Below are 24531 nucleotides of genomic sequence, written 5' to 3'. Positions count from 1 at the left end.
AAGAGACTCAGGCTAACTAAGGCATAGCCTCCTGTATTGAACAAAATTGCCCTCGTATCGACCGACAGGAAACATACATTGAAACCAATACTGCAGAACAAACCCTGACTGCGCCGATATAGTCGCCATGCGAAAACAAAACTTCGCTATACCCGTTTATTGACCCACCTATATAGCCATGGATGGACTGACACCCAATGACGACTTTAACCAATCTTTTTACCCCGGCACCTCTATCAAGTGAGGAACTTGAGCGACGTGCTATTGCGCAGACAATCAGAGCCATGCTCGAAAAGTGGGAAAAGGCCAAGACCAGCGACAACTATGCCTACCTCACCAACCGTGTTAATAATAAACAACTGTGCATATCGACTCTTGAGGGAAGTCTATTCAATCAAGCGCATTTTTCGGCACACATCGTCCTGCGCCAACTGGTACGTCAGCCACAATTCGTTGCAATCGTCGATACGTTGGAAATCAATGATGACAACTGGACACTGGTCAATAAAAAGGGCGAAATCTTTCAAGTCCATGAAATCGAAACAACTGTCGGGACGTTTATCGAGCGCATTGATATCACCCAGCAGGTCCACGAGATTGATTCGTTGAAAGCCGACCTGCAACTGCTGGCCAGCAGTGCAGTCATGACAGGTGGCATCGTGTCTTCAAGCGACCGTCTGCCCTTGCTCAACTGGCTGCAGTTCCAGCAACTGAACCTGCCCGAGACCGCAGACCAGTTGCAAAACCTGATTGCCTGGCTCGAACTGACGTTGCCGCTGCCACCGACGCATGGCAACTACTGGGGGATATCGAGCGAAACCGGCGCAACAGAGCTGTGCATCGACGAAGATCAGCAATCGGCTATCTACCAGGTCATCCATAAGTTGATGGACAAGGGCGAGCCGCGCGCGGAACCGCTGATCAATTATCTGGCGGGCGCACTGCTCAAGAAAGAGACGCCGACAGCCCTGCGTGAATACCCGCGTCGCGCCTGGGCATTGCTGATCGAGACCGAAGAAGCCAGAGCTTTCGTCCAGTCCTGCCTTGAAGCGTTGAATGGACCGTCCATGGCCAATGCGACTGTGCTGAGCACAGCGCAGCGCAGTCGCCTGCTGGTCGCAGCGGTCATGCTGGATTTGTCGTTGGGTCGCGATGACAAGAACCAGAATTTCATCGAGCAAAATATCTATAACCCAGGTTACGTGCAGGCTACCTCCCATGAGGTCAACCTGGCACTGGAACAGGCACTCGGACGCCGACGTATCAAGGAATATGCAGTTCCCATGACGCTGGAACTGATCCTCGCCGGACTTGCGCCCGAATTCCTGGTCAGGACACCCACGACGCTACAGATCGGCACGCCAGGCTGGGTAATTTTGCGCAAATCGGTAAGTCTGGCCGAGAGCATCGCGCCTGGCCTGTCCAGTCAGATGTCCTATGACAAGCTGCTTGAATTGGGCGCGATCTTGCCCACCAGTGCGCAACAGCAGACCCTGCATGACTGGGCGAACCTGCAAGGCATCATGGACTGGTCGATGCTGAATGGCCTGGAACCTGAGAATGCCAATGACCTGCCAACCCAGGAGCTGTTCAAGCAAGCAGCCACCCAATACAACGCCCACATCGAGGCGATCAACGCCGCACTGACAACGATTGCCACCCCACCGGTCAGCCGGCGCAAGCTGGCGAAGGCCGAGCTGTACGACGTTGGTTGCGACCCGATGATGCAAATAGCGTTGCCGGTCGAATACGGATACAAACGCAATTATCATTCCGTACTTGATGTTTATATGACCCGCAACTTGCTGTTCAAAAAGGGCTATGACAGGCAATCCGGCACAAGTATCTACAAGGCGTATCCGGATCTGCTGACACTCGAGCCAATCAACGACATTTACAAGGCAAAAGTAAAAGAACACTTCAAGCAATACAAAACGGCCATCAATACCACTGTGCGCCTGACACTTTCACGATTGTCACTGGAAGAACGGATGGCACTTGAATTTGGCAAGGTGGCCATATTCAGCGTTCGGGACTTCTCCATACAAACCCCGATAAACAGCAGCTTTGTGCCGTTTGATCCACGTAAAATAGCGCGCTTCGGCAACATACTGTTTTGCAAGTATGGATTGCAGTTCTACTGTTTTGAAATATTCCCCCTGCAAGGCATTTGCCGCAATAATCCGGCTCTTGCTGAAGCCTACATCCGCGGCCAGACACTCGATGAGATCGGATGGTTTACCGAGGGACCGAACGGCGACAAAGACTTCAAGTCGCTGACGTATCTTCATGCGCGAATCAAGAAAACCGCCTACTTCGAAGGCCAGCCCCCCTTGAGCGAGGAGCTGCGAGACAGGCCGGGCATCATTCTCGAACGCTTTGCCGAATTCGATGAACCTGACGACGCGCTACCCCTTACGCGTAGCCCTATGCACAGTTTCAACTCGGAACGTTTCAACAAGATCGGCGAAATCATTGCCGAACATAATCCCCCGACCCATTACGATCAGTTTTATGCAATCAGTTACGACAGACCTGCCCTGGAGAAAAAACATGATGACTGGGACAACGTCACCGAAACCATTCTCGACATCGTCATCCCGTTCCGCCAGTGCATCAGAGGCCTGTCCTCCAGTGACCCGGATCTCCGTAGCGGTGCCATATTCAGCTGTGTGATGGACCTTACCGCGATCCTCTTCGTCTTTGCCGGAGCGCTGGGGCCGTTCAGCAAGGCGCTGGGCAGCAGTACAAGACTGTTAAGCCTGAGCAAGGTCGGCGCAAGCGTTGCGCTGTCGGTGTTCAATCCGCTCGATGGCGTTCCGAAGCTGGTTTACGGTGGTGCCAGACTGGTCGGCAAAGGCGTGATGAAACTCAGCCATTTCGGCCATACCGTCATCCGGGCCGGAGCCGGACAACTTCGAGCGCTGAGCAGTACCAGCAGCGGCTCGTACGACCTGGTCAAGGCCCTGAGCAAGACCGGGGTTGCAGCGGAGATTCGCATGACGTTGCCGACGCTGGCGCATGCCCGGGCATTGTTCAAGGATGATGCACTCGAAACAGTCGAACAGCTCGTCACACGCCTGAGCCAGGACGTTGTTTCCATCCCCAAGGGCGGCAATGCGACAGAACTGCAGCATCTGTTCAACGCTGCAACGAGGGAAGCGACTCAGTCCTCAAAGGGATTCCAGCAACTGGAATCGTTAATAGGTCATGCCGCGGCGAACGACGTACTGATCAGCTTCACCAAAAGCAGAGGCCCCCGGTTCAACGGCACAAAGTTCACGACAAAAGCTGGTGACTATTCGGAAATACTTGGATCAATGGCCGAGCTTGAATCCAGGAAAGTCATCTATCTGAAGAATCATCAGCAAAGCGTCTTGAAGCTGGATCTGGGCAAGCCACCCTACAGCGACGTGATGCCCGAAACGGCGTTCAACCCGCAGGGTTTCACCGACAATATACAGAGAGCCGGAGCCTGGATGGTCAAGGGTTCGTCCTCCGACAACGAACTGGAGCACATTGTCGCGATCCTGCGCGAGTATACGAGCAACAATAAATCGCTCACCGATGCGAACGTGGTCAAAGAGATCCACGCTCGACTGGTGCCTAAACTGGCGGAGTCTGTGCGCGAGGTAGGACAGCCAACAAAATATGGTGGCAGCATCAGCGGTTATGCTTCGCTGGAACAACATCTGAAGACGCTCGATGCCGCCCATGAGCATGTCGACAAACACTTGCTGGCGGCCATCGCCGGTTTTCAAGGCTTCGGCGACGGCAATGGTCGTACCGCCAGCGCGGTGTATGCGATCAGCCAACTGCGCAACAATCGATTTGTACCGATGCCGAAACACGTGTTCATGTCGTTGAGCGATCTGGGCTAACCACCCAAAATCCGTGCCCCGTTTAACGTGGCACGGATTTCTTCATTCCCCGGAGAGCATCGCCGGCACGGTAAACCGAAACTCAGTGCCCTCACCCGGCTCACTGCTGGCCTCGATCCGCCCGCCGTGGGCTTCAACAATTCCCTGCGTGATGTACAAGCCAAGTCCGGTTCCGGTCGGGTTGCCCTCCTTCACCGTCCAGTAGCGGTCAAACACCCGCGCCAGGTTTTCCTTGGGAATGCCTTCGCCGGTATCGCGCACGGTGAACACGATTTCCTTGCCGTCAAACTTCGCCAACACGCCCACCGAGCCTTTGCGCGGGGTGAACTTGATCGCGTTGCCGATCAGGTTCGACAGCACCTGAAACAGGCGCTCCGGGTCGGCATGGATTTTCAGGTCGGGATCGGCCTGGAACGAGATGCTGATGTCCTTGTCCATCGCCAGTGGCCCGAGCAGCGACTGGGTCTCCTCGAACATCTGCCCGACATCCAGGGTCTGCGGGGCGATGGTGTAACGCCCGGCGTCGATCTTCGAGGTGTCGAGCAAGTCTTCGAGCAGCGTGTTCATCCGCCCGGCTGCCTGCTGCATGGTGTCGATGGCCGTGGAGATGCGCCGCGAGGTGTGCGGGCCGTCGGAACTGAAGGTCTTCTGCATCATGCCGCAGAGCATGGAAATCACCGTCATCGGGTTGCGCAGGTCGTGGGAAACCACCGCTACCAATTCATCACGGGCGCGCACTGCCTCCTGCTCGCGGCGTACCTGACGCGCCAGGTCGTTTTCCAGTGCCGAACGGCGCAAGTCATTGGCCGCAAACAGATCACCGTGACTCCATTTGGTGGAGATCCCGGCCATCTCGACTTTCCAGATTTCGAACGAAGTACGCGGGCGCAGACGCAGGCCGGCGTCGGAGTTTTCCAGATCCAGCGGCTTGCGCGGGTCGCCGCTCCAGTTGATGTTTTCCTTGACCTCGGGACGGAACCACATCACCCCGTTGTCCACCGGTTTGGGCAGGCTCATGGCAAGCACGCCGCTGGCCACTTGCTGAAACTGCGCGGCTGGCGGATAAACGCTCGCCAGATGATGGCTGGCGAACACCGGCTCACCGGTTTCCTGCAACCACTTGTGCAGGGCGCGAATGTCTTCCGGCTCCGGGCAGTTGCCATAACGGTGCAACTGCTTGTCTTCGATGATCGCAATGCCCCCGGCCCCGGCCAGCGCCATCAGCACTTGCGGCTGCTGCGCCAGACCATCGAAGACATTTTGCGGGGAGTCGATCATCGCCTGATTGAGCAGCGCCAGCGCCTCGACTTTCTCTTCGCGCTGGCGGCTGATCTCCAGCGCCTCCATCGCGCTGATCTGCAGCGACAGCACCTGACCGATGGTCTGGCAGGCGCTGCGCAGTTCATGCGGCACATGCAACGGCTGGCGGTTGCCGCAGCTGATCAGGCCCCAGAGTTTGTCGCCCTTGAGCAGCGAAATGCTCATCGACGACAGCACGCCCATGTTCTTCATGTACTGGCAGTGAATCGGCGAAACGCTGCGCAGGGTGGCGAAACTCAGGTCCAGTGGGGTCTGAGTGTCCGGGCGCAGCTTGGGCACCAGCGGCACCGGCTGGTAATCGGCATTCGGGATGATTCGCAGCCAGTTGGTGCGGTACAGCTCGCGCGCCTGCTCGGGGATGTCCGAGGCCGGGAAAAACAGGCCGTTGAACACTTCCATCGACGGATCGGACGCCTCGGCGATCACCTGACCGTGGCCCTCCTCCTCGAAGCGGTAGATCAGCACCCGGTCGTAACCGGTCATCGCCTGGATTTCCTTGACGCTGATGTCGTACAGCGCCTGCAGCGAAGTTGCCGCTTGCAGTCGCTGAAGCATGCGCCCCAGATGGGTCTGGTTGCCGGCGACGTTACGCGGCTGGAAATTTTCGACGTGGATTTCCAGTTCCAGAATCAACACGCCTTGATGACGGTGCAGCAACCCTTCGAACGCGGTGCCGTTGAGGCGAAAGTGCAGCGGTCCGGCATCGGCAAATACCGGTTGTTGCAACGCCTCACGCACGGCCGCCGCATGCGTCTCACCCAGCAATTGGTGCAGCGGCTGGCCGATCAGTTCCTGCGCCGGGCGTGCCAGCAGGGTCTCGACGTTGGCGCTGATCTGAATGATTTCCAGCGCCGGCTCGCTCAGGGTCAGCAACAGGCCATGAGGCTGGATCGCGCCGGGAAAGCGGATCGGCTCGTCGGCGCAGTTGGCCAGCAGTTCTTCAAAGGCTTCTTGGTCTTGCGGGTTCATGCCAGTACCTCCCGGCTCTCGAGCCAGCGCTCGAAACAACTGAATGTGGTTCGGGCCGCCGCAACCACGGCTTCACGTTCGCTCGCATCCAGCGATCGACTGCCCAGGTATTCAATGAAATCGCGCCAGCGGCGGCCGGTGGCGGCGCCATAAATATCGAGGAAGGCCGCACCGTTATCGGCGTTCAGGCTCAACCGCGAGGCGATTTCGCGACGCAGGATCTGCCCGCCGAGGGTTGCCCCTTCCAGCACGTACATCACCCCCAGGCAGGCAGCGCTGGAGTCGATCACGGGCAGCGCCTGACACAGCGGCAAACGGGCGATAGCCTCGACCGACAGGCCCTGGGCCCTCAGATCATTGAACAGGGTCGGCGCCTTGAGACGTGGCGCAAGATCGAAATCGACCGGGATCACGCCACTGTCGAGCAATGCGCTTTCCATCGGCCGATAAAAGCCGTAGTAGGCCTGCATCAGCCGCAAAAAAGCCTTGGAATCGAGGGTATCGGAGAAAAAAGGAAGACGTTTTTCCAGTGCGATGTGCAGTTCGGCAGTGCCGGCTCGCAGATCTTGCAGCACCGGTGGCACATAAACTTCACGGGCCTTTGCTTGCATGTAGATCGCTCTTGGTGGGGCCGCTTCGGGGCCGGCAGGGTGTTTGCAACGTGGGACGGATATTACACGCAAACGCCTTTTTTCTGACTTGGCACACAGTTTTTTCTGACGAAACCATCGCCTTCAGACCTTTGAGAGTTTCGGCCAACCGGAAAAGTTCGACTCGATGGACGGACTGCTGATGCTGTACCGCGACAGCACTGCGTGACTGTACGGGTCAAGGCGCCCGCAGCCTGTGATAAAAAAGCACCATCGTTTCCGGAGCCCAAGCCCATGGATCTCGCCACGCTCTCGCTGTTTCTCCCGGCCTGTTTCGCCCTGAACATGGCCCCCGGCCCGAACAACCTGCTGTCGGTCAGTAATGCCACCCGCTACGGCTATCGTCGGGCCTGCGCCGCCGGCATCGGACGGATTATCGCGTTCGCCGCAATGATCGCCCTCGCGGGTGCCGGATTGTCGGTGGTTTTGCAGAACTCGGAATGGCTGTTCCATACGATCAAGATCATCGGCGCGGCGTACCTGCTGTACCTGGCCTGGCAACTGTGGCGGGCCAATCCCGAGGCCGAGCAGCAGATGGCCGGAGCGTCGGTGGGGTTCTGGCGGCTGGCGCGGCAGGAGTTTCTGGTGGCGGCGGGCAATCCGAAAGCAATCCTCCTGTTCACCGCGTTTCTGCCGCAATTCGTTGATCCGAGCCGCCCGGTGCCGGCGCAATTCGCCGTGCTCGGCGCGCTGTTTCTGCTGCTGGAATGGATTGCCATCGGCGCCTATGCCTGGATGGGCCTGCACATGCGCCGCTGGTTCGCCGAGCCGCGCGGCAAACGGTTCTTCAACCGATGCTGCGCAGGGCTGTTGTCGGCGGCGGCTTCGGTGTTGTTGCTGGCGAAACGCGCGTGATGCCTAGGCCTCGGACGGGCCTTTGAGTTCGACCTGATTGCCGTCCGGGTCGAAGCAATACAACGACATGCCGTAGCCCTCGGCGCCGAAGCGTCGGGCGGCTTTTTCCACGGTCAGACCGTGCGCCTGCAAGTGCTCGGTCAGCGCCGGTTCATCGAACGGCTCGATGCGCAGGCAGAAGTGATCGACGTTACGCCGCTCGGTACCGGCCGCCCCGCCACCCTTTTTGCCAAGTTCGCCTTGCAAGTCGACGAGGTCGATCATCGAGGTGCCGGCGCGCAGGTGCACCAGACCCAATGGTTCGTTGTGCCTGACCACCTCGGCGCCGAAGACCTGGCGGTAGAAATCAATACTGCGTTGCAGATCGGCGACACGCAGAACGATGTGATCGATGTGTTGAATGATGAACGGCGGCATGGTTGGCTCCAGCGAATCGGCGATCCGCTGATTGTGGTGCAGAATCGAAAAAATTCACTGTCGATTTTTCGGTGGAGCCATCGAAATCCTGGATTTAAGCTCTGCCCATGAACATACAAACCGCACTGCTGCCGCCCCACGCCGAGATGGTTCGCGCCATGCTCGAGCGCGACACCGCCTACGAGGGGGTGTTCTTCACGGCCGTGAAAACCACCGGGATCTTCTGCCGCCCCAGTTGCACGGCGCGCAAGCCGAAACCGGAAAATGTCGAATTCTTCGCCCACGCCGATGAGTGCTTGAGCGCCGGTTATCGCGCCTGCCTGCGCTGCAAACCGCTGGACGCCGCAGCCATCGCCCCCGACTGGGTGCAGCGCCTGCTGACCGCCGTCGATGCCGACCCGGAAATGCGCTGGAGCGACGCCCAGTTGCTGGCCGAAGGCATCGAACCGCTGAAGCTGCGGCGCTGGTTCAAGCAGCATTTCGGCATGACCTTCCATGCGTGGCTGCGCACCCGTCGACTCGGCATGGCGCTGGGCGGCATCCGCCAAGGCACCTCGATTGACCATGCGGCGTTCGATTCCGGCTACGAATCGCTCAGCGGTTTTCGCGATGCATTCCAGAAGTCGTTCCACATCACCCCGGGCCGCGCGGCGAACAGTGAACCGCTGCTGTTCACCCGCCTGACCACGCCGCTGGGGCCGATGATCGCCATGGCCGAACGTCGCGGACTGGTGTTGCTGGAGTTTCTCGATCGCCCGGCGCTGACCCGCGAAGTCGAAGAGCTGCAAACCCGTCATGGCTACGTGGTCGCACCGGGACACAACGCGCATTTGCGGCAGATCGAAGAACAACTCAACGAATATTTTGCCGGGACGCGCAGTGCATTCAGGGTCCCGCTGCATCTGCCCGGCAGCGGGTTCGACCGGCAAGTCTGGGAGCAACTGCTGCAAATTCCCTATGGCCAGACCAGCACCTACGGCGCCATCGCCACACGCCTGGGCAAACCCGGCGCCAGTCGCGCGGTAGGCTTGGCCAATGGGCACAATCGGCTGTCGATCGTGGTTCCGTGCCATCGGGTGATCGGTGCGGATGGTTCGTTGACCGGCTATGGTGGTGGACAGCCGCGCAAGGCGTTTCTGCTGAGGCTGGAAAACGCTGCGGTGCAGCTCACGCAACCATTGGCTTTCTGACGCTTTGCAGCACTCACAAGAAGGGATTTCGATGAACGCGCTCGACACTCGGTTTCACCAGTTACACCAGGAAGGTCTGCTGATCCTGACCAACGTCGCCGACGCCACCGGCGCGCGGCTGGTCGAGCACGCGGGTGGGCAAGCGGTCGCCACCAGCAGCGCGGCAGTCGCTTGGGCGCATGGCTATCCAGACGGCAACACCCTGCCCCTCGAACGGCTGATTTCAACCGTGGAATCCATCACGCGGGTGATCCAGGTGCCGCTGAGCGTGGACATCGAGGCGGGTTATTCCGATGACCTTGGCCGTGTGGCCGAAGTGGTCGATGCGGTGCTCGCCGCCGGTGCGGTCGGGATCAATATCGAGGACGGCAGCGGCGCCCCGGAGCTGTTGGCGCGCAAGATCGAAGTAGCACGGCAGATCGCTCAGAAGCGTGGTGTGAAGCTGTTCATCAACGCACGCACTGACGTCTACCTCAAGGGCCTGGTACCGGCCGAGGATCGCGTCGCCGAAACCCTGCGCCGTTCGACGTTGTATCAGGTGGCGGGGGCCGATGGCTTGTTTGCCGCTGGCGTGACCGCCGCTTATGAAATCGAGGCAATCTGCAAGGGCACGTCACTGCCGGTGAACGTGCTCGGCTTCGCCTGCCTGCCCTCGCCGACCGAGCTGCAAGCTTTGGGCGTGCGGCGCTTGAGCGCCGGGTCCGGGATCGCCGAGTTCCTCTACGGCGCGATGGGCTCGCTGGTGAAAAGCTTCCTCGCCAGCGGCAAGCTCGACACCCACGACCTGAAGGCGCTGACCTACGGCGAAGTCAACGGGCTGCTGAAATAGCATGCCGGATCGTTATCAGGCGGCCAGCGAGTTTCTGGCCACGCTCGACGAGGACTGGCAGCGCCACGTTGCAGCCGTCGGCCCCTGCCTGCATCAACCGCACCCGGCGCGTGACCCTTACGAATCGCTGGTGCGGGCGATTGCCTATCAGCAACTGCACGCCAAGGCCGGGGATGCAATTGTCGGGCGTCTGGTGGCGCTGTTTCCGGGGCAGACGTTTCCCCGGCCGGAACAGATTCTCGCGAGTGACTTCGATCAACTGCGCGGCTGCGGTTTTTCGGCGGGCAAGATTGCGACCATTCAGGGCATCGCCCGGGCAACGCTGGACGGCGTGGTGCCGGATTACTCTACCGCGCTGGCGATGGACGATGAAGCGCTGATCGAACGCCTGGTCAGCCTGCGCGGGGTTGGCCGCTGGACCGTGGAGATGCTGCTGATCTACAGCCTCGAGCGCATGGATATTCTGCCGGCGGATGATTTTGGCGTGCGCGAGGGCTATCGGCGCTTGAAGGGGCTGGAGGTACAGCCGACGCGCAGGCAGATGATCGAGATTGGCCTGGCGTGGAGTCCGTATCGGACGGTGGCAGCTTGGTACCTGTGGCGCGTTGCCAAGGTCTAGAGCGCGTTATCGTTCTTCGCGAGCAAGCCCGCTCCCACATTTTGAAATGCGTCCCCCTGTGGGAGCGGACTTGCTCGCGAAGGCGTCAACATGACCACCACAAATCTTCTAGGCTCAACCGCACCACTTCAGCCAACCGGAGGCCCCTCATGCACCTCGAAGGCTCCTGCCACTGCGGCGCCGTCACTTTCAGCCTGACCAGCGCCCATCCCTACCCTTATCAACGCTGCTATTGCTCGATCTGCCGCAAGACCCAAGGCGGTGGCGGTTACGCGATCAACCTCGGTGGCGATGCGGCCAGCCTCAAGGTTCAGGGGCGTAAACACATCAGCATCTACCACGCCAGGATGAAGGAAGAAGGTGACAAACGTGCCCATCGCAGCACCGCCGAGCGGCATTTCTGCTCACAGTGCGGCAGCGGCTTGTGGTTGTTCAGCCCGGAGTGGCCGGAGCTGATTCATCCGTTCGCCTCGGCCATTGATACGCCGCTGCCGGTGCCGCCGGAGCATACGCATTTGATGCTGGGGTCGAAGGCGCCGTGGGTTGAGGTGAATGCCAAGCCCAAGGACAAGCAGTTTGCGGTGTATCCCGAGGAATCGATTGCGCAGTGGCATGAGCGGTTGGGGTTGGTCAAATGAGCAGGGGGTTGTGTTGTGATTGATGGCCCTGTCGCGAGCAGGCTCACTCCTACAAGGAAATGCATTCCAAATGTAGGAGTGAGCCTGCTCGCGATAGGGCCCAACCTGTCTACACAAATCAGTCCAGATGCGCCCAGGTCATGCGAAACGACGCCCCCCCCCAAATCGACTCCCCGACCTCGACCTGTCCGCCATGGGACTGCGACACCCGCCGCACCAACGCCAGCCCCAGGCCGAAGCCACCGGTGCGACGGTCGCGACTGGCATCCAGCCGCGAGAACGGTTCGAAAATTTTCTCCCGGCCTTCCACCGGCACACCCGGGCCGTCGTCGTTGACCCGCACTTCGTAATAATCGCCGCTGCGCACCAGCGTCACCTCGACCCGCTGCTCGGCATAACGAATGGCGTTGCGCAGCAGATTGATCACTGCGCGCGCCATGAACCGTGGCTCGATGCGCACGGTGTCGAGCCGACAGTCACCAATCAGCAACTGCACCCCCGCCGCTTCCGCCTCCAGCGCCACGCTGCCGACCACGCTGTCGAGCCAGTTGGCGGCCTGAATGTTTTCACGCTTGATCACCGTCGCACCGCGTTCGAGGCTGGCGTAGGTCAGCAGTTCGGAGACCATTTCTTCCAACTCGCCAAGGTCGGCGTACATATCGGCGATCAGTTCGCGGTTCTGACTGGCGTCCGGCTGTTGCTTGAGCTGATCGAGCTCGAACGACAGCCGCGCAATCGGCGTGCGCAACTCGTGGGACACGGCATTGGTCAGTTCGCGCTGATTGGCGATCAGGCTCTCGATGCGCGCCGCCATCAGGTTGAAGTGTTCCGCCAGATCGCGGATGTTCGAGCGTTTTGACAGTTGAATGCGCACCGACAAATCGTTGTCACCAAAACGCTCGGCGGCCAGGCGCAGTTTTTCCAGATCGCGCCAGTGCGGGCGCACCCAGAAGAACAGCACAATGCCGATCAGCACCGCGAGCATCGCGTAAGCCACTGCGATGTAGAACGGCATCAGGCTCGGCTCCGGCGGCAACTTGATGCTGAGCAGTTGCGAGCCACCGTCGATGTTGCTGATGAACTGGGTGTAGTTGTCGCGGATCACCAACAGGTTCTGCGCCAATTCGGATTTTTCCTCAGGACTGAGCCCCAGTTGGTCGGCCTCGACCAGTTTCAGCGACAAACCGTAGTGCGGGCGCAACGTCTCCAGTTGCTGCTCGCGCGCCGCGCCTTGTTGATCGCGCATGTGCTCGACCAGTGACCACGCTTGCCCGCGCACCGCCTCACGGTTGTAGGCCTGCATCTGGTTGTCGAGCAACGCGTTGAAGGTGTGTTCGACGGTTTGCAGGGCCAGGACCAGGCCCACCGTCATCACCAGAAACAGCCCGAGGAATAACCGCAGCATCTACAGCTCCCACGCGAACGGATTGAACAGATACCCCTTGCCCCACACGGTCTTGATACACACCGGTTCGCGGGGATTGTCCTTGAGTTTGTTGCGCAACTTGCTGATGTACACGTCGACGCTGCGATTGAGCCCGTCGAAGGCGATACTGCGCATGCGGTTGAGAATGTCATCGCGCGACAGGGTCTTGCCCGCGGCGCTGGCCAGCAACCACAGCAGCTCGAATTCCATGGTGGTCATTTCGATGATCTCGCCGGCCAGACGCACTTCGCGACAGCTGCGATCAATGCTCAAGCGCCCGAACTCCAGCGCACTGACCACGCCGGCTTCCGGCATTTGCCGCCGCTGCAAGGCGCGTAGCCGAGCGAGCAATACCGGCGGTTTGATCGGTTTGATCACGTAGTCGTCGGCGCCGGATTCCAGGCCGAGAATATGGTCGAGGTCGTCTTCCTTGGCGGTGAGGATGACAATCGGCGTGTCCGACACGCTGCGAATTTCCCGACACACGTGCAGCCCGCTCTGCCCCGGCAACATCAGATCGAGCACCACCACTTTGGGCTGGAACTCGAGAAACGCGGCCACTGCCAGATCACCGCGATGCACCGCGCGCACCTCGTAGCCATGCTGTTCGAGAAAGTGCGCAATCAACGTGGCCAGACGCTCATCGTCTTCGACCAGCAGGACTTTGCCAAAACCCAGGTTATCCATAACGACCGTCTGCCAACCCATATGTGAAGTGGGCGACAGTATGGCGGCAATCGCTGGCGAGGCGTTGTTTCGGGCAGCAAAAACCGGCTACAGGGGCCGGTTTTCGGTGATATTTCATACTCTTAAGAGTTTTTAACAATCAAGAGTAAAGATCGCAGCCTGCGGCAGCTCCTACAGGGAAACGCATTCCCAATGTAGGAGCTGCCGAAGGCTGCGATCTTTTGATCTTCAGGCCGCGACCGGCACACCACTGTGGAAGCGGAACTCTTCATCCGGCGACTCGATCAGCACCTGCTCGGCAGCACGCACCTTGTCGATCACCTGAGTGATGTCCTTCGCGTCGCCGTACTGGTAAGCCAGTTTCAGATACCCCTGGAAGTGCCGCGCCTCGCTTTTCAGCAGGCCGAAATAGAACTTGCCGAGTTCTTCGTCCAGATGCGGCACCAGCGCTTCGAAACGCTCGCAACTGCGCGCCTCGATAAATGCGCCTACGACCAGCGTATCCACCAGCTTCACCGGCTCATGGCTGCGCACCACTTTGCGCAGACCCGAGGCGTAGCGCCCGGCATGCAGCTGGCGCAGCTCGATCTTGCGGCGTTTCATGATGCGCATGACTTGTTCGTGGTGCACCAGCTCTTCCCGGGCCAGGCGCGACATCATGTTGATCAGGTCGACGTGGGAATGGTACTTGGCAATCAGGCTCAGCGCGGTGCTGGCGGCCTTGAACTCGCAGTTCTTGTGGTCGATCAGCAGGGTTTCCTGATCGGCCAGTGCCGCCTGGACCCAGGCGTCGGGCGTGCGGCAGCCAAGGAATTCGTGGATTTCGGGAAGGATCATGGGGCTCACGGTAAAGGTATTGGCGCGAAGGGCGCCGATTATACCGGCCTGCCCGCAGACCACCAGTCGCAGGCGTTGATATGCATCAAGTCGCGTCCCGATGAGCAGCAACTATAGTTGTGCAACGCCGTGCCTTTTCTTTGCTGGAGACTCCGCTCATGCAAGCCATTCGCAGCATTCTGGTGGTCATCGAACCCGAACATTCGGAAAGCCTGGCGCTCAAGCGCGCCAAGTTGATCGCCGGCGTGACCCAGGCCCATCTGCACCTGCTGGTGTGCGACAAGAAGCACGACCACGCCGGCATGCTTGGCGTGCTCAAAGCCGCGCTGATCGCCGACGGCTACAGCGTGACCACCGAGCAGGCGTGGAACGAGAGCCTGCACGAAACCATCATCGATGTGCAGCAGGCCGAAGGCTGCGGGCTGGTGATCAAACAGCACTATCCCGACAGTGCGCTGAAAAAGGCTTTGCTGACCCCGGCGGACTGGAAACTGCTGCGGCACTGCCCGACTCCGGTGTTGCTGGTGAAAACCGCCACGCCGTGGAAAGACCGGGTGATTCTCGCGGCTGTCGACGTGGGCAATGCCGATGGTGAACACCGGCATCTGCACACCACAATCATCGATCACGGGTACGACATCGCCAGCCTGGCCAAGGCGCATCTGCATGTGATCAGCGCGCATCCGTCGCCGATGCTCTCGGCAGCCGATCCGACCTTACAGCTCAGCGAAACCATCGAAGCACGTTATCGGGAGCAATGCCGGGCGTTTCAGGCGGAATTCGATGTCGATGACGCGCATCTGCACATCGAGGAAGGCCCGGCCGACGTGCTGATCCCATTCATGGCGCACAAGCTGCAGGCGGCGGTGACGGTGATCGGCACTGTGGCGCGCACCGGGTTGTCAGGCGCACTGATCGGCAATACCGCCGAAGTGGTGCTGGATGCCCTGGAAAGCGACGTGCTGGTGCTCAAGCCGGAGGAGATTGAAGATCATCTGGTGGAGTTGGCGGTGAAGCACTGAGGATTACGGTGCCTGAACCGGCGCCTTCGCGAGCTGGCTCGCTCCCACATTTGGAATGCAATCTCCTGTGGGAGCGGGCTTGCTCGCGAAGCTTTTGATCTTCAGGCGCCAAAGGCGTCCTTGAGGAAGCCCGGGGCGATATAGCGCTGATAATGCGCTTCCGACAGCAGGAAGAATTCCCGATCAATGGCATCGCGCAACTCCGGCAGGTTCCAGTCGCGGAACTCCGGCAGCAACACCATTCCGTAGGCTTCCAGATTAATGATCACCCGCGCCCCGCGCGCAATCAGCTGATAGGCCCAGCAATATTCCGACTGATGCGGCACGAAGCGAATCTTGCGCTGTTCCAGCTGTTGGCGCAGGCGCGCCGGATCGAAGATCTCGACTTTGCTCGCCATCACTTGTGACAGCAATTGCTCCAGACGCAACCACACTGCACGCTTTTCCTCCTCGCCGTAACCATTCCAGTGGATCACTTCATGGTGGAAACGCTTGCAGCCACGGCACACCAGATCTCCGTAAACAGTGGAGCAGAGGCCGACGCAGGGGGTCTTGATGGTCTGATTGGGCATAAATTGGCAAAACACTGAAACGCGGAACAGGCCGGCATGTTAGCCCTTTGTCGGGCATTGATCACCCCTCAAACGTCAGGGGCAAGCGCTGGCTCGCGGTTTACCCTGCCCGTGCACAACGCCACCAAAGTCCAATAGAGCGCGACTTACCTTTAAATTTTTTTTGCCGTAGAATCAGCCAGCCTTTTAAGGCGCCAATGTCCGTTAGAAGCTGTTTTCAAAGCGTCACGAGCACAGTCGTTCCTTCAGAGCGGTGTTGGCGAAGGGTTTTTCCAGCGGGGAAAAGCCCAACGCCAACCCTCATCAGCTCCCCGTTCTGCAGGCGTAAAACTTTGAAAGCAGCTTCTGTAAGGAATTGCCGGTAATTCTGGCCAAACGACTCACAACGTCGTGCGGTGCATGAGTACGGCAATTTCGGGATGAGCGTCCCGGACACCCATTTGGGACCACTGATGAGGGTAATAACTGTGCTTGAAGCCTACCGCAAACATATCGAAGAGCGTGCAGCCCTGGGTATCGTTCCCCAGCCGCTTAACGCCGAACAAACTGCAGGCCTGGTCGAGCTGCTGAAGAATCCTCCGGCTGGCGAAGAAGCTTTCCTCGTTGACCTGATCACCAATCGCGTACCACCAGGAGTGGACGAAGCCGCTTACGTCAAAGCCGGTTTCCTGTCGGCCCTGGCCAAAGGCGAAGTCTCCTCCCCTCTGCTGGACAAGAAACGCGCTGTAGAACTGCTCGGCACCATGCAGGGCGGCTACAACATCGTGACCCTGGTTGAACTGCTGGACAACGCCGAACTGGCGCCAGTGGCTGCCGAAGAACTCAAGCACACCCTGCTGATGTTCGATGCTTTCCACGACGTGGCTGAAAAAGCCAAGAACGGCAACGTTCACGCCAAAGCCGTGCTGCAATCCTGGGCTGACGGCGAGTGGTTCAAGAAGCGTCCTGTCCTGGCCGACAAGATCAGCCTGCGCGTATTCAAGGTCACCGGCGAAACCAACACCGACGACCTGTCCCCTGCGCCAGACGCCTGGTCGCGTCCTGATATCCCGCTGCACGCCCTGGCCATGCTGAAGATGGCCCGTGACGGCATCGTTCCGGACGAGCAAGGCAAGACCGGCCCGATGAAGCAGATCGAAGAAATGCGCGGTCAAGGCTTCCCGATCGCCTACGTCGGTGACGTGGTCGGTACCGGTTCCTCGCGTAAATCGGCAACCAACTCGGTGCTGTGGTTCTTCGGCGACGACATCCCTTACGTGCCGAACAAGCGCGCTGGCGGTTTCTGCTTCGGCAGCAAAATCGCTCCGATCTTCTACAACACCATGGAAGATGCCGGCGCCCTGCCAATCGAGTTCGACGTATCGAACATGAACATGGGCGACGTGATCGACCTGTACCCGCACGCTGGCAAAGTCTGCAAGCACGGTACCGACGAAGTCATCACCACCTTCGAAATGAAGACCCCTGTGCTGCTGGACGAAGTCCGTGCCGGCGGTCGTATTCCGCTGATCATCGGCCGTGGCCTGACCGAGAAGGCGCGCGCCGAACTGGGTCTGCCTGCGTTCGACCTGTTCAAGAAGCCGGAAGCACCGGCTGAAAGCACCAAGGGCTTCACCCTGGCGCAGAAAATGGTCGGCAAGGCGTGCGGTCTGGCAGAAGGCCAAGGCGTTCGTCCTGGCACCTACTGCGAACCGAAGATGACCACCGTAGGTTCTCAGGACACCACCGGTCCGATGACCCGTGACGAACTGAAAGACCTGGCGTGCCTGGGCTTCTCCGCTGACCTGGTGATGCAGTCCTTCTGCCACACCGCGGCGTATCCGAAGCCGATCGACGTGACCACCCACCACACCCTGCCTGACTTCATCATGACCCGCGGCGGCGTTTCCCTGCGTCCGGGCGACGGCATCATCCACTCGTGGCTGAACCGCATGCTGTTGCCGGACACCGTGGGTACCGGTGGTGACTCGCACACCCGTTTCCCGATGGGCATCTCGTTCCCGGCCGGTTCCGGTCTGGTCGCATTCGCCGCTGCCACCGGCGTCATGCCGCTGGACATGCCGGAATCGATCCTGGTGCGCTTCAAAGGCAAAATGAAACCTGGCATCACCCTGCGTGACCTGGTTCATGCCATTCCTTACTTCGCCATCCAGAACGGTCTGCTGACCGTCGAGAAGAAAGGCAAGAAAAACGCCTTCTCCGGCCGCATCCTGGAGATCGAAGGCCTGGAAGGTCTGACCCTGGAGCAGGCGTTCGAGCTGTCCGACGCCTCGGCCGAACGTTCGGCTGCCGGTTGCACCATCAAGCTGTCGAAAGAGTCGATCACCGAGTACCTGCAGTCCAACATCACCCTGCTGCGCTGGATGATCGGCGAAGGCTACGGCGATGCGCGTACCCTGGAACGTCGTGCTCAAGCGATGGAAGCCTGGATCGCCAACCCTGAGCTGATGGAAGCCGATGCCGACGCCGAATACGCCGAAGTCATCGAAATCGATCTGGCCGACATCAGCGAGCCTGTACTGTGCGCGCCGAACGATCCGGACGACGCCCGTCTGCTGTCCAGCGTTGCTGGCGAGAAGATCGACGAAGTGTTCATCGGTTCGTGCATGACCAACATCGGTCACTTCCGCGCTGCCGGCAAGCTGCTGGATCAGGTCAAGGGTCAGCTGCCAACCCGTCTGTGGCTGTCGCCGCCGACCAAGATGGACGCTCACCAACTGACCGAAGAAGGCTACTACGGCATCTACGGCAAGGCCGGCGCACGCATGGAAATGCCAGGCTGCTCGCTGTGCATGGGTAACCAGGCACGCGTTGAGCCAAACAGCACCGTGGTCTCGACGTCGACCCGTAACTTCCCGAACCGTCTGGGCGACGGCGCGAACGTCTACCTGGCCTCGGCCGAGCTGGCGTCCGTGGCTTCGATCCTAGGTCGCCTGCCGACCGTCGAGGAGTACATGGAATACGCTGGCAAGATCGACAGCATGGCGGCCGATGTTTACCGCTACCTGTCCTTCGACCAGATCGCCGAGTTCCGTGAAGCGGCTGCGAACGCCAAGATTCCGGTCGTTCAAGCCTAAGGTTACAAAGCACTAGAAAACGCCGCCCATCGTGAGATGCGCGGCGTTTTTTTATGCCTGGAGACCTGTAGGCGCGGGCTTGAGGGCCTGCTGCACCGCCAGTGCATCATGCTTGAGCCGCGCCAGAATCAGCCGTTTGCCCGTCCTATGCCCTCGCTGGAAGAACAGTTGGGCGCGCTCGACAATCCAACTGTCTCCAGACGAAAAAAAGCCGCTGTGCGCATTACGCACAGCGGCCACTGTCACCGAGTCTTTGGCGCTTTGGCTTACGCCGTCAGCGAATAAATCACCGCCGAAATGGCCACCAGACCGACCACGGTTACGAACACGTTCGACGCCTGGCCGCGATAGCGCGCCATCGCCGGTACTTTACGAATCGCGTACATCGGCATCAGGAACAGGATCGCCGCGATCACCGGACCGCCGACGGCCTCAATCATCCCGAGAATGCTCGGGTTCAGGGTCGCAACGATCCAGCACACCACCAGCATGAACGCCGCGACAATGCGATCCAGCGCCTTGGCGCCCGGACGCTTGCCGCTCTTGACGATCAGGCCCTTGAGGCCTTCGCTGGCACCGATGTAGTGGCCGAGGAACGACTTGGAAATCGCCACGAAGGCAATCAACGGCGCCGCAAAGGCGATGGCCGGGTTGCTGAAGTGGTTGGCCAGGTACGACAGGATCGACAGGTTCTGCGCCTTGGCTTCCGCCAGTTGCTCTGGCGACAGGGTCAGCACGCAACTGAAGACGAAGAACAGCACCATCACCACCATCAGCAGGTGGGCGCGGCAGAGGATCTGCGAGCTGCGCTGCTCCGCATTGGCACCGTAACGACGCTTCTGATCCACCGCGAACGCCGAGATGATCGGCGAGTGGTTGAACGAGAACACCATTACCGGAATCGCCAGCCACAACGTATGCAACAGCGCCGATGGCGCCGGCACTTGCGAGGCGGTGGTGAGAATGCCGCCGTTCCAGTGCGGAATCAGGTACACCGCAAGGAACAGCAGCGCGACGATGAACGGATAAACCATCAGGCTCATCGCCTTGACGATCGCCGTTTCGCCGCAACGCACCACGGCCAGCAGGCCGAGGATCAGCACGAACGACAGCAGCGCGCGCGGTGGCGGCGTGATGTGCAGTTGGTGTTCGAGGAAGCTGGCAACCGTGTTGGTCAGGCCGACGCTGTAGATCAGCAGGATCGGGAAGATGGCGAAGAAGTACAGCAGGGTGATCAGCGCACCGGCCTTGATGCCGAAATGCTGCTCCACCACGTCAGTGATGTCGGCGCCTTCGCGACCGGAGAGCACGAAGCGGGTCAGGCCTCGGTGAGCGAAGAATGTCATCGGGAAGGCCAGCAACGCGAGGATCACCAGCGGCCAGAAGCCACCCAGACCGGCGTTGATCGGCAAAAACAGGGTGCCGGCGCCAATGGCCGTCCCGAACAGTCCCAACATCCACGTGGTGTCATGGCGATTCCAGCTCGACAGTTCAGCTGGTGCTGCCGCTTCATAGCGTGCGTCGACGCTATTGGCCTGATCATTCATCCGGTCGGATCTCCGCATTCCGGTCACTTGCCACTCGGTCAGGACGCGTCGGAAAAAACCGACAGACATGCTCCGGCCGAAACAGGGGCGCGATTCTCCGCGATAAATGAGCAGAAGCAAAGACTTAGCTGAGGAATGGTTGTGCGGAGCAGATCAGCGGGTTGTCGTTTTCGGGAAAATGGCTGTCGGCTCCAGGTACGTCAGATGTCGTTTTCAGGCAAGTTTCAGCGCCAATGCGAACGACAAGGCTTGATCAGATCGATCGAGCCAACATGAATCCGAGTGACATGCAAAACAGGCCGAACGCTAGCATTCCCCAGATTGGGTACATATCGCCCTTGTTTTTAATACGCATTCTTTCCTCCCACTCTTCGTGCTCACGTTCCAGTTCTTCCATTCTGGCTTTGCGGTCATAGGTACTCATGTGGATTTTCCTTTTTTGGCATGGATCTGACAGTTGCGGAACGCGAACAATCAAAACTTGAAGAAAACGCCTGCTACTGCGGTGATTGCTGTCACCACCCCAGCTATTACTGCAAGTGGATACAAATTTGTCTCTCTATTAAACTTTTTTTCCTCCGCCAATAGCTTTTTCCTTTCGGCAACAAGCTTTCTTGACTCATTCTCCAGCCTGTCGAGTTCCAGATTTTCAAGATTGTTCTTGAGCATTCGCCTTCCTTGGCTGCTGGCAGTCCCTGGCCGGGCTGCTTTGTGCCCACATGATTTCGCGTTCATCACCATTCCGCTAGCAGAAGCATCTGCCAATTTCGTAGGCAAATTCCCCGCAAATAGTAGGCAGCCTCTTACAAAATCAACGGCGAGATCATCACTCCCTACTTTCAATTTTCCCGACATAATCTGGCGTGAGACGAGTCCCCTGCCCCACGGAGTCTTCGCCCATACCCCTCGCTCAATACGCCAGTTGACAGCCCTTCGCCGCCGCCAGCATGATCGGCGGCATGAACCCTCGCCCGCTGCACCTCACCCGTACCACCACGACCGCCATCGGCGGGTCGTGGTGTTGCTGCCTGAGGTGAATCCAGCGCAGTGAACCCAAGGCCCCGCCAGCAATGGACGGGGCCTTGTTGTTTCTCCCGTCCGTGCGGCACTTGCAGCCCTCAAGGAGAAACACCATGTCCGCAGCACTGTTGATCATCGATATGCAGGTCGGTCTGTTTCATGGACCGGAAAAACCCCACGACGGCGAACGTGTGCTCGCCAACATCCGGCAACTGATCCGTCAGGCACGCCGGCAGCACGTGCCGATCTACGCCGTACGCCACACCGGCCCGGCAGGCTCGCCGATTGCTGCCGGCAGCCCCTTCTGGCAATTGCTGCCAGAACTCGAACTGGATGCCGAGTCCGACCATGTGTTTGACAAGTCCCGGCCCAACGCCTTCCATGACACCGATCTGGCGCAGCAGCTTAAAAGTCGAAACGTCGAAGATCTGTACCTGGTCGGCATGAAGACGCAGTTCTGCATCGACACCACCTGCCGCGCCGCTGCCGATCTTGGGTTCAAACCGCTGCTGGTGGCCGACGCGCACACTTGCATGGACACACCGGCACTGCCCGCCCAAGCCATCATCGAGCACCACAACGCCACCCTCGGCGGGGCATTCGCACGGCTGATCAACAGTGCCGACGTGAGCTTCTGACGAAGCGCCCGCGCGCTCCCCGTTTCAGCTCCTACACTGGCTGAAGCGGGGCTGCGGCCATCATTGCCAAACCGCTCTGGAATCAGCACTCTGACACGACTTTCGCGACCACACCGCCACTGATCACAGGAGCCGCGCAATGCCCGCCACCGTTCTGGTACTGGTTGAAACCATCAATGACTATTTGCCGATTCTCGAGCATCAGGGCTTTCATCTGATCCTCGCACCAACCCCTGCCGAACGCACGCAAGCCATCGCCACCCACGGCGCACGGATCGACGCGGTGCTGACCCGAGGTCCGCTGGGCCTGAGCGCTGAGGAAATCGACGCCCTGCCAGCGTTGAAAATCATCACCGTGATCGGCGCCGGTTACGAACACGTCGACCTGCAGGCTGCCAGCGACCGCGGGATCACCGTGACCAACGGCGCCGGGGTCAACGCCTCGTCGGTGGCCGATCATGCGATGGCGATGCTGCTGGCACTGGTGCGCGATATTCCACGCTGCGACGCCGCGGTGCGCCGGGGTGAATGGCCGAAGATCATGCGCCCGTCGCTGGCCAATAAACGCCTGGGGATTCTTGGCCTGGGCGCGGTGGGCATGGCGATTGCCAAGCGTGCCCACCTCGGTTTCGATATGGACATCAGTTATCACAACCGTCAGCTGCGCAGTGATGTCCCCTATGCGTTCTGTTCCACGCCGACCGAACTGGCACGCGCCTCGGACTTTTTGATCGTCGCCACACCGGGCGGAATAGGCACCCAGCATCTGGTGACTCGCCCGGTGCTCGATGCTCTGGGACCAAAAGGTTTCATCGTCAATATCGCCCGGGCCAGTGTGATCGCCACCGCCGAGCTGATCAGCGCACTTGAGCAACGGCGAATTGCCGGGGCTGCGCTGGATGTGTTCGATCACGAACCGCAGGTGCCGGATGCGCTGAAAGTCCTGAACAACGTGATTCTCACGCCACACGTTGCCGGCCTGTCACCCGAAGCCACCCAAGGCACGGTGGAACTGGTCGGCAAAAACCTCGTGGCGTTTTTCTCCGGGCAACCGGTGCTAACGCCGATCGCCCTGCCCCCAAGGCTCAACAACCAGCGCGTGCACTGAAAAGAGCCGGCAGCGCCCTGCTGCCTTACCTATTCGAAACGCTGATTATCCTGCAACACGCTAAGCTATAAGACCGCTGCGCGCTTGTGGCCGTCCGAGTGCGCCATTAGATTAGCCAATGATGTCTTGCTACCAAAATAAGCAGAAGGGATAAGCATGGCGCTTACTGACCAGTCCACCCGGATCCGCTCTGGCGAAGAACTCGATGCCAGCCTGATCGATCCATACTTGAAGAAGCACATTCCGGGGCTGACCGGCACGCCGCAGATCAGCCAGTTTCCCGGCGGTGCGTCGAACCTGACTTACCTTCTGGAATACCCGCAGCAGGAATTCGTGCTGCGCCGGCCGCCGTTCGGCCACAAAGCCAAATCCGCCCACGACATGGGCCGCGAATTCCGCATCCTCAATCAACTGCGCGACGGTTTCCCCTACTGCCCGAAAGCCTACGTGCACTGCACCGACGAATCGGTGATCGGTGCCGAGTTCTACGTGATGGAACGGGTCAAAGGCATCATCCTGCGCTCCGATCTGCCGCCGGAACTGGGCCTCGATGCAGCGAAAACCGAAGCGCTGTGCAAAAGCTTCATCGACCGTTTCGTCGAACTGCACCGAGTCGACTACAACGCCTGCGGCCTCGGCGACCTGGGCAAGCCTGAAGGCTATGTCGCCCGTCAGATCAAAGGCTGGAGCGAGCGCTACGAAAAAGCCCTGACACCGGACGCACCGCACTGGGAAAAGGTCAAAGCCTGGCTCAACGAGAAGATGCCGGCCGATCACCCGACGTCGAGCATCGTCCACAACGACTATCGCTTCGACAACGTGATCCTCGACCCGGACAACCCGATGCAGATCATCGGCGTGCTCGACTGGGAACTGACTACCCTCGGCGATCCGCTGATGGACCTGGGCAATACCCTCGCGTATTGGATTCAGGCAGATGACCCAGCGCCCGTGCAACTGATGCGCCGCCAGCCGAGCCACGCCCCGGGCATGCTGACCCGCCGCGAGTTCGTCGATTACTACGCCGAACGCTCGGGTATCCGCATCGACAATTTCGATTTCTACTACACCTACGGCCTGTTCCGCCTGGCCGGCATCGTGCAGCAGATCTACTACCGCTTCTACCACGGCCAGACTCAGGACAAACGCTTCGCGCAGTTCATTCACATGAACAAACTGCTGGAGCACATGAGCCTGCAGGTCATTGCGAAATCGAGCCTCTGACGGCC

Annotated in this window: 21 protein-coding genes; 11 read left to right on the top strand and 10 right to left on the bottom strand. The window is 59.6% G+C overall.

Translation table 11 applies throughout. The features are described from left to right. The first annotated feature begins 197 nt into the window (after positions 1-197). Complete coding sequence (locus tag AC1RBR_RS11410; protein WP_492564407.1) at positions 198-3881, top strand: hypothetical protein; 3684 nt, start codon at positions 198-200, stop codon at positions 3879-3881. A gap of 42 nt (positions 3882-3923) precedes the next feature. Here AC1RBR_RS11410 and AC1RBR_RS11405 read toward each other — a convergent pair whose 3' ends face one another. Both AC1RBR_RS11405 and AC1RBR_RS11400 read right to left on the bottom strand, forming a co-directional pair. Continuing rightward, entirely contained in the window at positions 3924-6170 is a 2247-nt protein-coding gene (locus AC1RBR_RS11405; RefSeq protein WP_492564406.1) for an ATP-binding protein, read from the bottom strand. After that, positions 6167-6781: a biliverdin-producing heme oxygenase gene (locus tag AC1RBR_RS11400; RefSeq protein ID WP_492564404.1), complete on the bottom strand. Its 615-nt coding sequence runs from the start codon at positions 6779-6781 to the stop codon at positions 6167-6169. Before AC1RBR_RS11400 ends, AC1RBR_RS11405 begins: the two co-directional genes overlap by 4 nt. Before the next feature lie 273 nt (positions 6782-7054). Between AC1RBR_RS11400 and AC1RBR_RS11395 the strand changes: the two genes are divergently transcribed. Next, a complete protein-coding gene (locus AC1RBR_RS11395; protein ID WP_492564403.1) occupies positions 7055-7675 on the top strand; it encodes a LysE family translocator in 621 nt (206 codons plus the stop codon). Positions 7676-7678: 3 nt separating this feature from the next. Here the strand turns inward: AC1RBR_RS11395 and AC1RBR_RS11390 are convergent, their stop codons facing one another. Continuing rightward, positions 7679-8092: a VOC family protein gene (locus tag AC1RBR_RS11390; protein WP_492564401.1), complete on the bottom strand. Its 414-nt coding sequence runs from the start codon at positions 8090-8092 to the stop codon at positions 7679-7681. Positions 8093-8199: 107 nt separating this feature from the next. Here AC1RBR_RS11390 and AC1RBR_RS11385 point away from each other — a divergent pair, with 107 nt between their 5' ends. The 4 genes from AC1RBR_RS11385 (at position 8200) to AC1RBR_RS11370 (ending at position 11368) form a co-directional block, all read left to right on the top strand. After that, positions 8200-9282, top strand: coding sequence for a bifunctional transcriptional activator/DNA repair enzyme AdaA (locus AC1RBR_RS11385; RefSeq protein ID WP_492564399.1), 1083 nt, complete (start codon positions 8200-8202; stop codon positions 9280-9282). Positions 9283-9313: 31 nt separating this feature from the next. Beyond that, positions 9314-10111, top strand: coding sequence for an isocitrate lyase/PEP mutase family protein (locus AC1RBR_RS11380; protein WP_492564398.1), 798 nt, complete (start codon positions 9314-9316; stop codon positions 10109-10111). Position 10112: 1 nt separating this feature from the next. Next, a complete protein-coding gene (locus tag AC1RBR_RS11375) occupies positions 10113-10730 on the top strand; it encodes a DNA-3-methyladenine glycosylase family protein (RefSeq protein WP_492564396.1) in 618 nt (205 codons plus the stop codon). 149 nt (positions 10731-10879) lie between these two features. Beyond that, positions 10880-11368 carry a GFA family protein gene (locus tag AC1RBR_RS11370; protein ID WP_456019324.1) on the top strand — a complete coding sequence of 163 codons (489 nt, stop codon included), beginning with the start codon at positions 10880-10882 and terminating at the stop codon, positions 11366-11368. 118 nt (positions 11369-11486) lie between these two features. Here the strand turns inward: AC1RBR_RS11370 and AC1RBR_RS11365 are convergent, their stop codons facing one another. The 3 genes from AC1RBR_RS11365 to AC1RBR_RS11355 form a co-directional block, all read right to left on the bottom strand. Continuing rightward, positions 11487-12773, bottom strand: a complete 1287-nt coding sequence (locus AC1RBR_RS11365) for an ATP-binding protein (protein ID WP_492564394.1) — start codon at positions 12771-12773, stop codon at positions 11487-11489. After that, on the bottom strand, positions 12774-13481 hold the full coding sequence (locus AC1RBR_RS11360; protein WP_492564392.1) for a response regulator: 708 nt from the start codon (positions 13479-13481) through the stop codon (positions 12774-12776). 228 nt (positions 13482-13709) lie between these two features. Beyond that, positions 13710-14318 carry a MiaE family protein gene (locus AC1RBR_RS11355; protein ID WP_492564390.1) on the bottom strand — a complete coding sequence of 203 codons (609 nt, stop codon included), beginning with the start codon at positions 14316-14318 and terminating at the stop codon, positions 13710-13712. A gap of 158 nt (positions 14319-14476) precedes the next feature. On the opposite strand from AC1RBR_RS11355, the gene AC1RBR_RS11350 reads away from it, so the two are divergent. Further along, positions 14477-15340 (top strand): universal stress protein, encoded by an 864-nt coding sequence (locus tag AC1RBR_RS11350; RefSeq protein WP_492564388.1) that lies wholly within the window; start codon positions 14477-14479, stop codon positions 15338-15340. Between the two features lie 101 nt (positions 15341-15441). On the opposite strand, the gene AC1RBR_RS11345 is transcribed toward AC1RBR_RS11350, so the two are convergent. Beyond that, complete coding sequence (locus tag AC1RBR_RS11345; protein WP_007965774.1) at positions 15442-15912, bottom strand: DUF1289 domain-containing protein; 471 nt, start codon at positions 15910-15912, stop codon at positions 15442-15444. 467 nt (positions 15913-16379) lie between these two features. On the opposite strand from AC1RBR_RS11345, the gene acnB reads away from it, so the two are divergent. After that, positions 16380-18989 carry a bifunctional aconitate hydratase 2/2-methylisocitrate dehydratase gene (acnB, locus tag AC1RBR_RS11340; RefSeq protein ID WP_492567227.1) on the top strand — a complete coding sequence of 870 codons (2610 nt, stop codon included), beginning with the start codon at positions 16380-16382 and terminating at the stop codon, positions 18987-18989. Positions 18990-19255: 266 nt separating this feature from the next. On the opposite strand, the gene AC1RBR_RS11335 is transcribed toward acnB, so the two are convergent. The 3 genes from AC1RBR_RS11335 to AC1RBR_RS11325 all read right to left on the bottom strand — a co-directional run bounded on the left by AC1RBR_RS11335 (position 19256) and on the right by AC1RBR_RS11325 (position 21205). Further along, positions 19256-20536 (bottom strand): HAAAP family serine/threonine permease, encoded by a 1281-nt coding sequence (locus tag AC1RBR_RS11335; RefSeq protein ID WP_115987431.1) that lies wholly within the window; start codon positions 20534-20536, stop codon positions 19256-19258. 253 nt (positions 20537-20789) lie between these two features. Beyond that, positions 20790-20960 (bottom strand): hypothetical protein, encoded by a 171-nt coding sequence (locus tag AC1RBR_RS11330; RefSeq protein WP_166497649.1) that lies wholly within the window; start codon positions 20958-20960, stop codon positions 20790-20792. Between the two features lie 50 nt (positions 20961-21010). Beyond that, positions 21011-21205 carry a hypothetical protein gene (locus AC1RBR_RS11325; RefSeq protein ID WP_492564386.1) on the bottom strand — a complete coding sequence of 65 codons (195 nt, stop codon included), beginning with the start codon at positions 21203-21205 and terminating at the stop codon, positions 21011-21013. Between the two features lie 464 nt (positions 21206-21669). On the opposite strand from AC1RBR_RS11325, the gene AC1RBR_RS11320 reads away from it, so the two are divergent. The 3 genes from AC1RBR_RS11320 (at position 21670) to AC1RBR_RS11310 (ending at position 24526) form a co-directional block, all read left to right on the top strand. Then, on the top strand, positions 21670-22194 hold the full coding sequence (locus AC1RBR_RS11320; protein ID WP_492564384.1) for a cysteine hydrolase family protein: 525 nt from the start codon (positions 21670-21672) through the stop codon (positions 22192-22194). A 139-nt stretch (positions 22195-22333) separates the two neighbouring features. Further along, positions 22334-23302, top strand: a complete 969-nt coding sequence (locus AC1RBR_RS11315; protein ID WP_095139654.1) for a 2-hydroxyacid dehydrogenase — start codon at positions 22334-22336, stop codon at positions 23300-23302. 156 nt (positions 23303-23458) lie between these two features. Then, positions 23459-24526: a phosphotransferase family protein gene (locus AC1RBR_RS11310; RefSeq protein WP_115987425.1), complete on the top strand. Its 1068-nt coding sequence runs from the start codon at positions 23459-23461 to the stop codon at positions 24524-24526. Positions 24527-24531: the final 5 nt, after the last annotated feature.

The sequence above is a fragment of the Pseudomonas sp. GW823-FHT01D03 genome (assembly GCF_058798255.1).
This window is presented reverse-complemented; position numbering and strand designations above follow the sequence as displayed.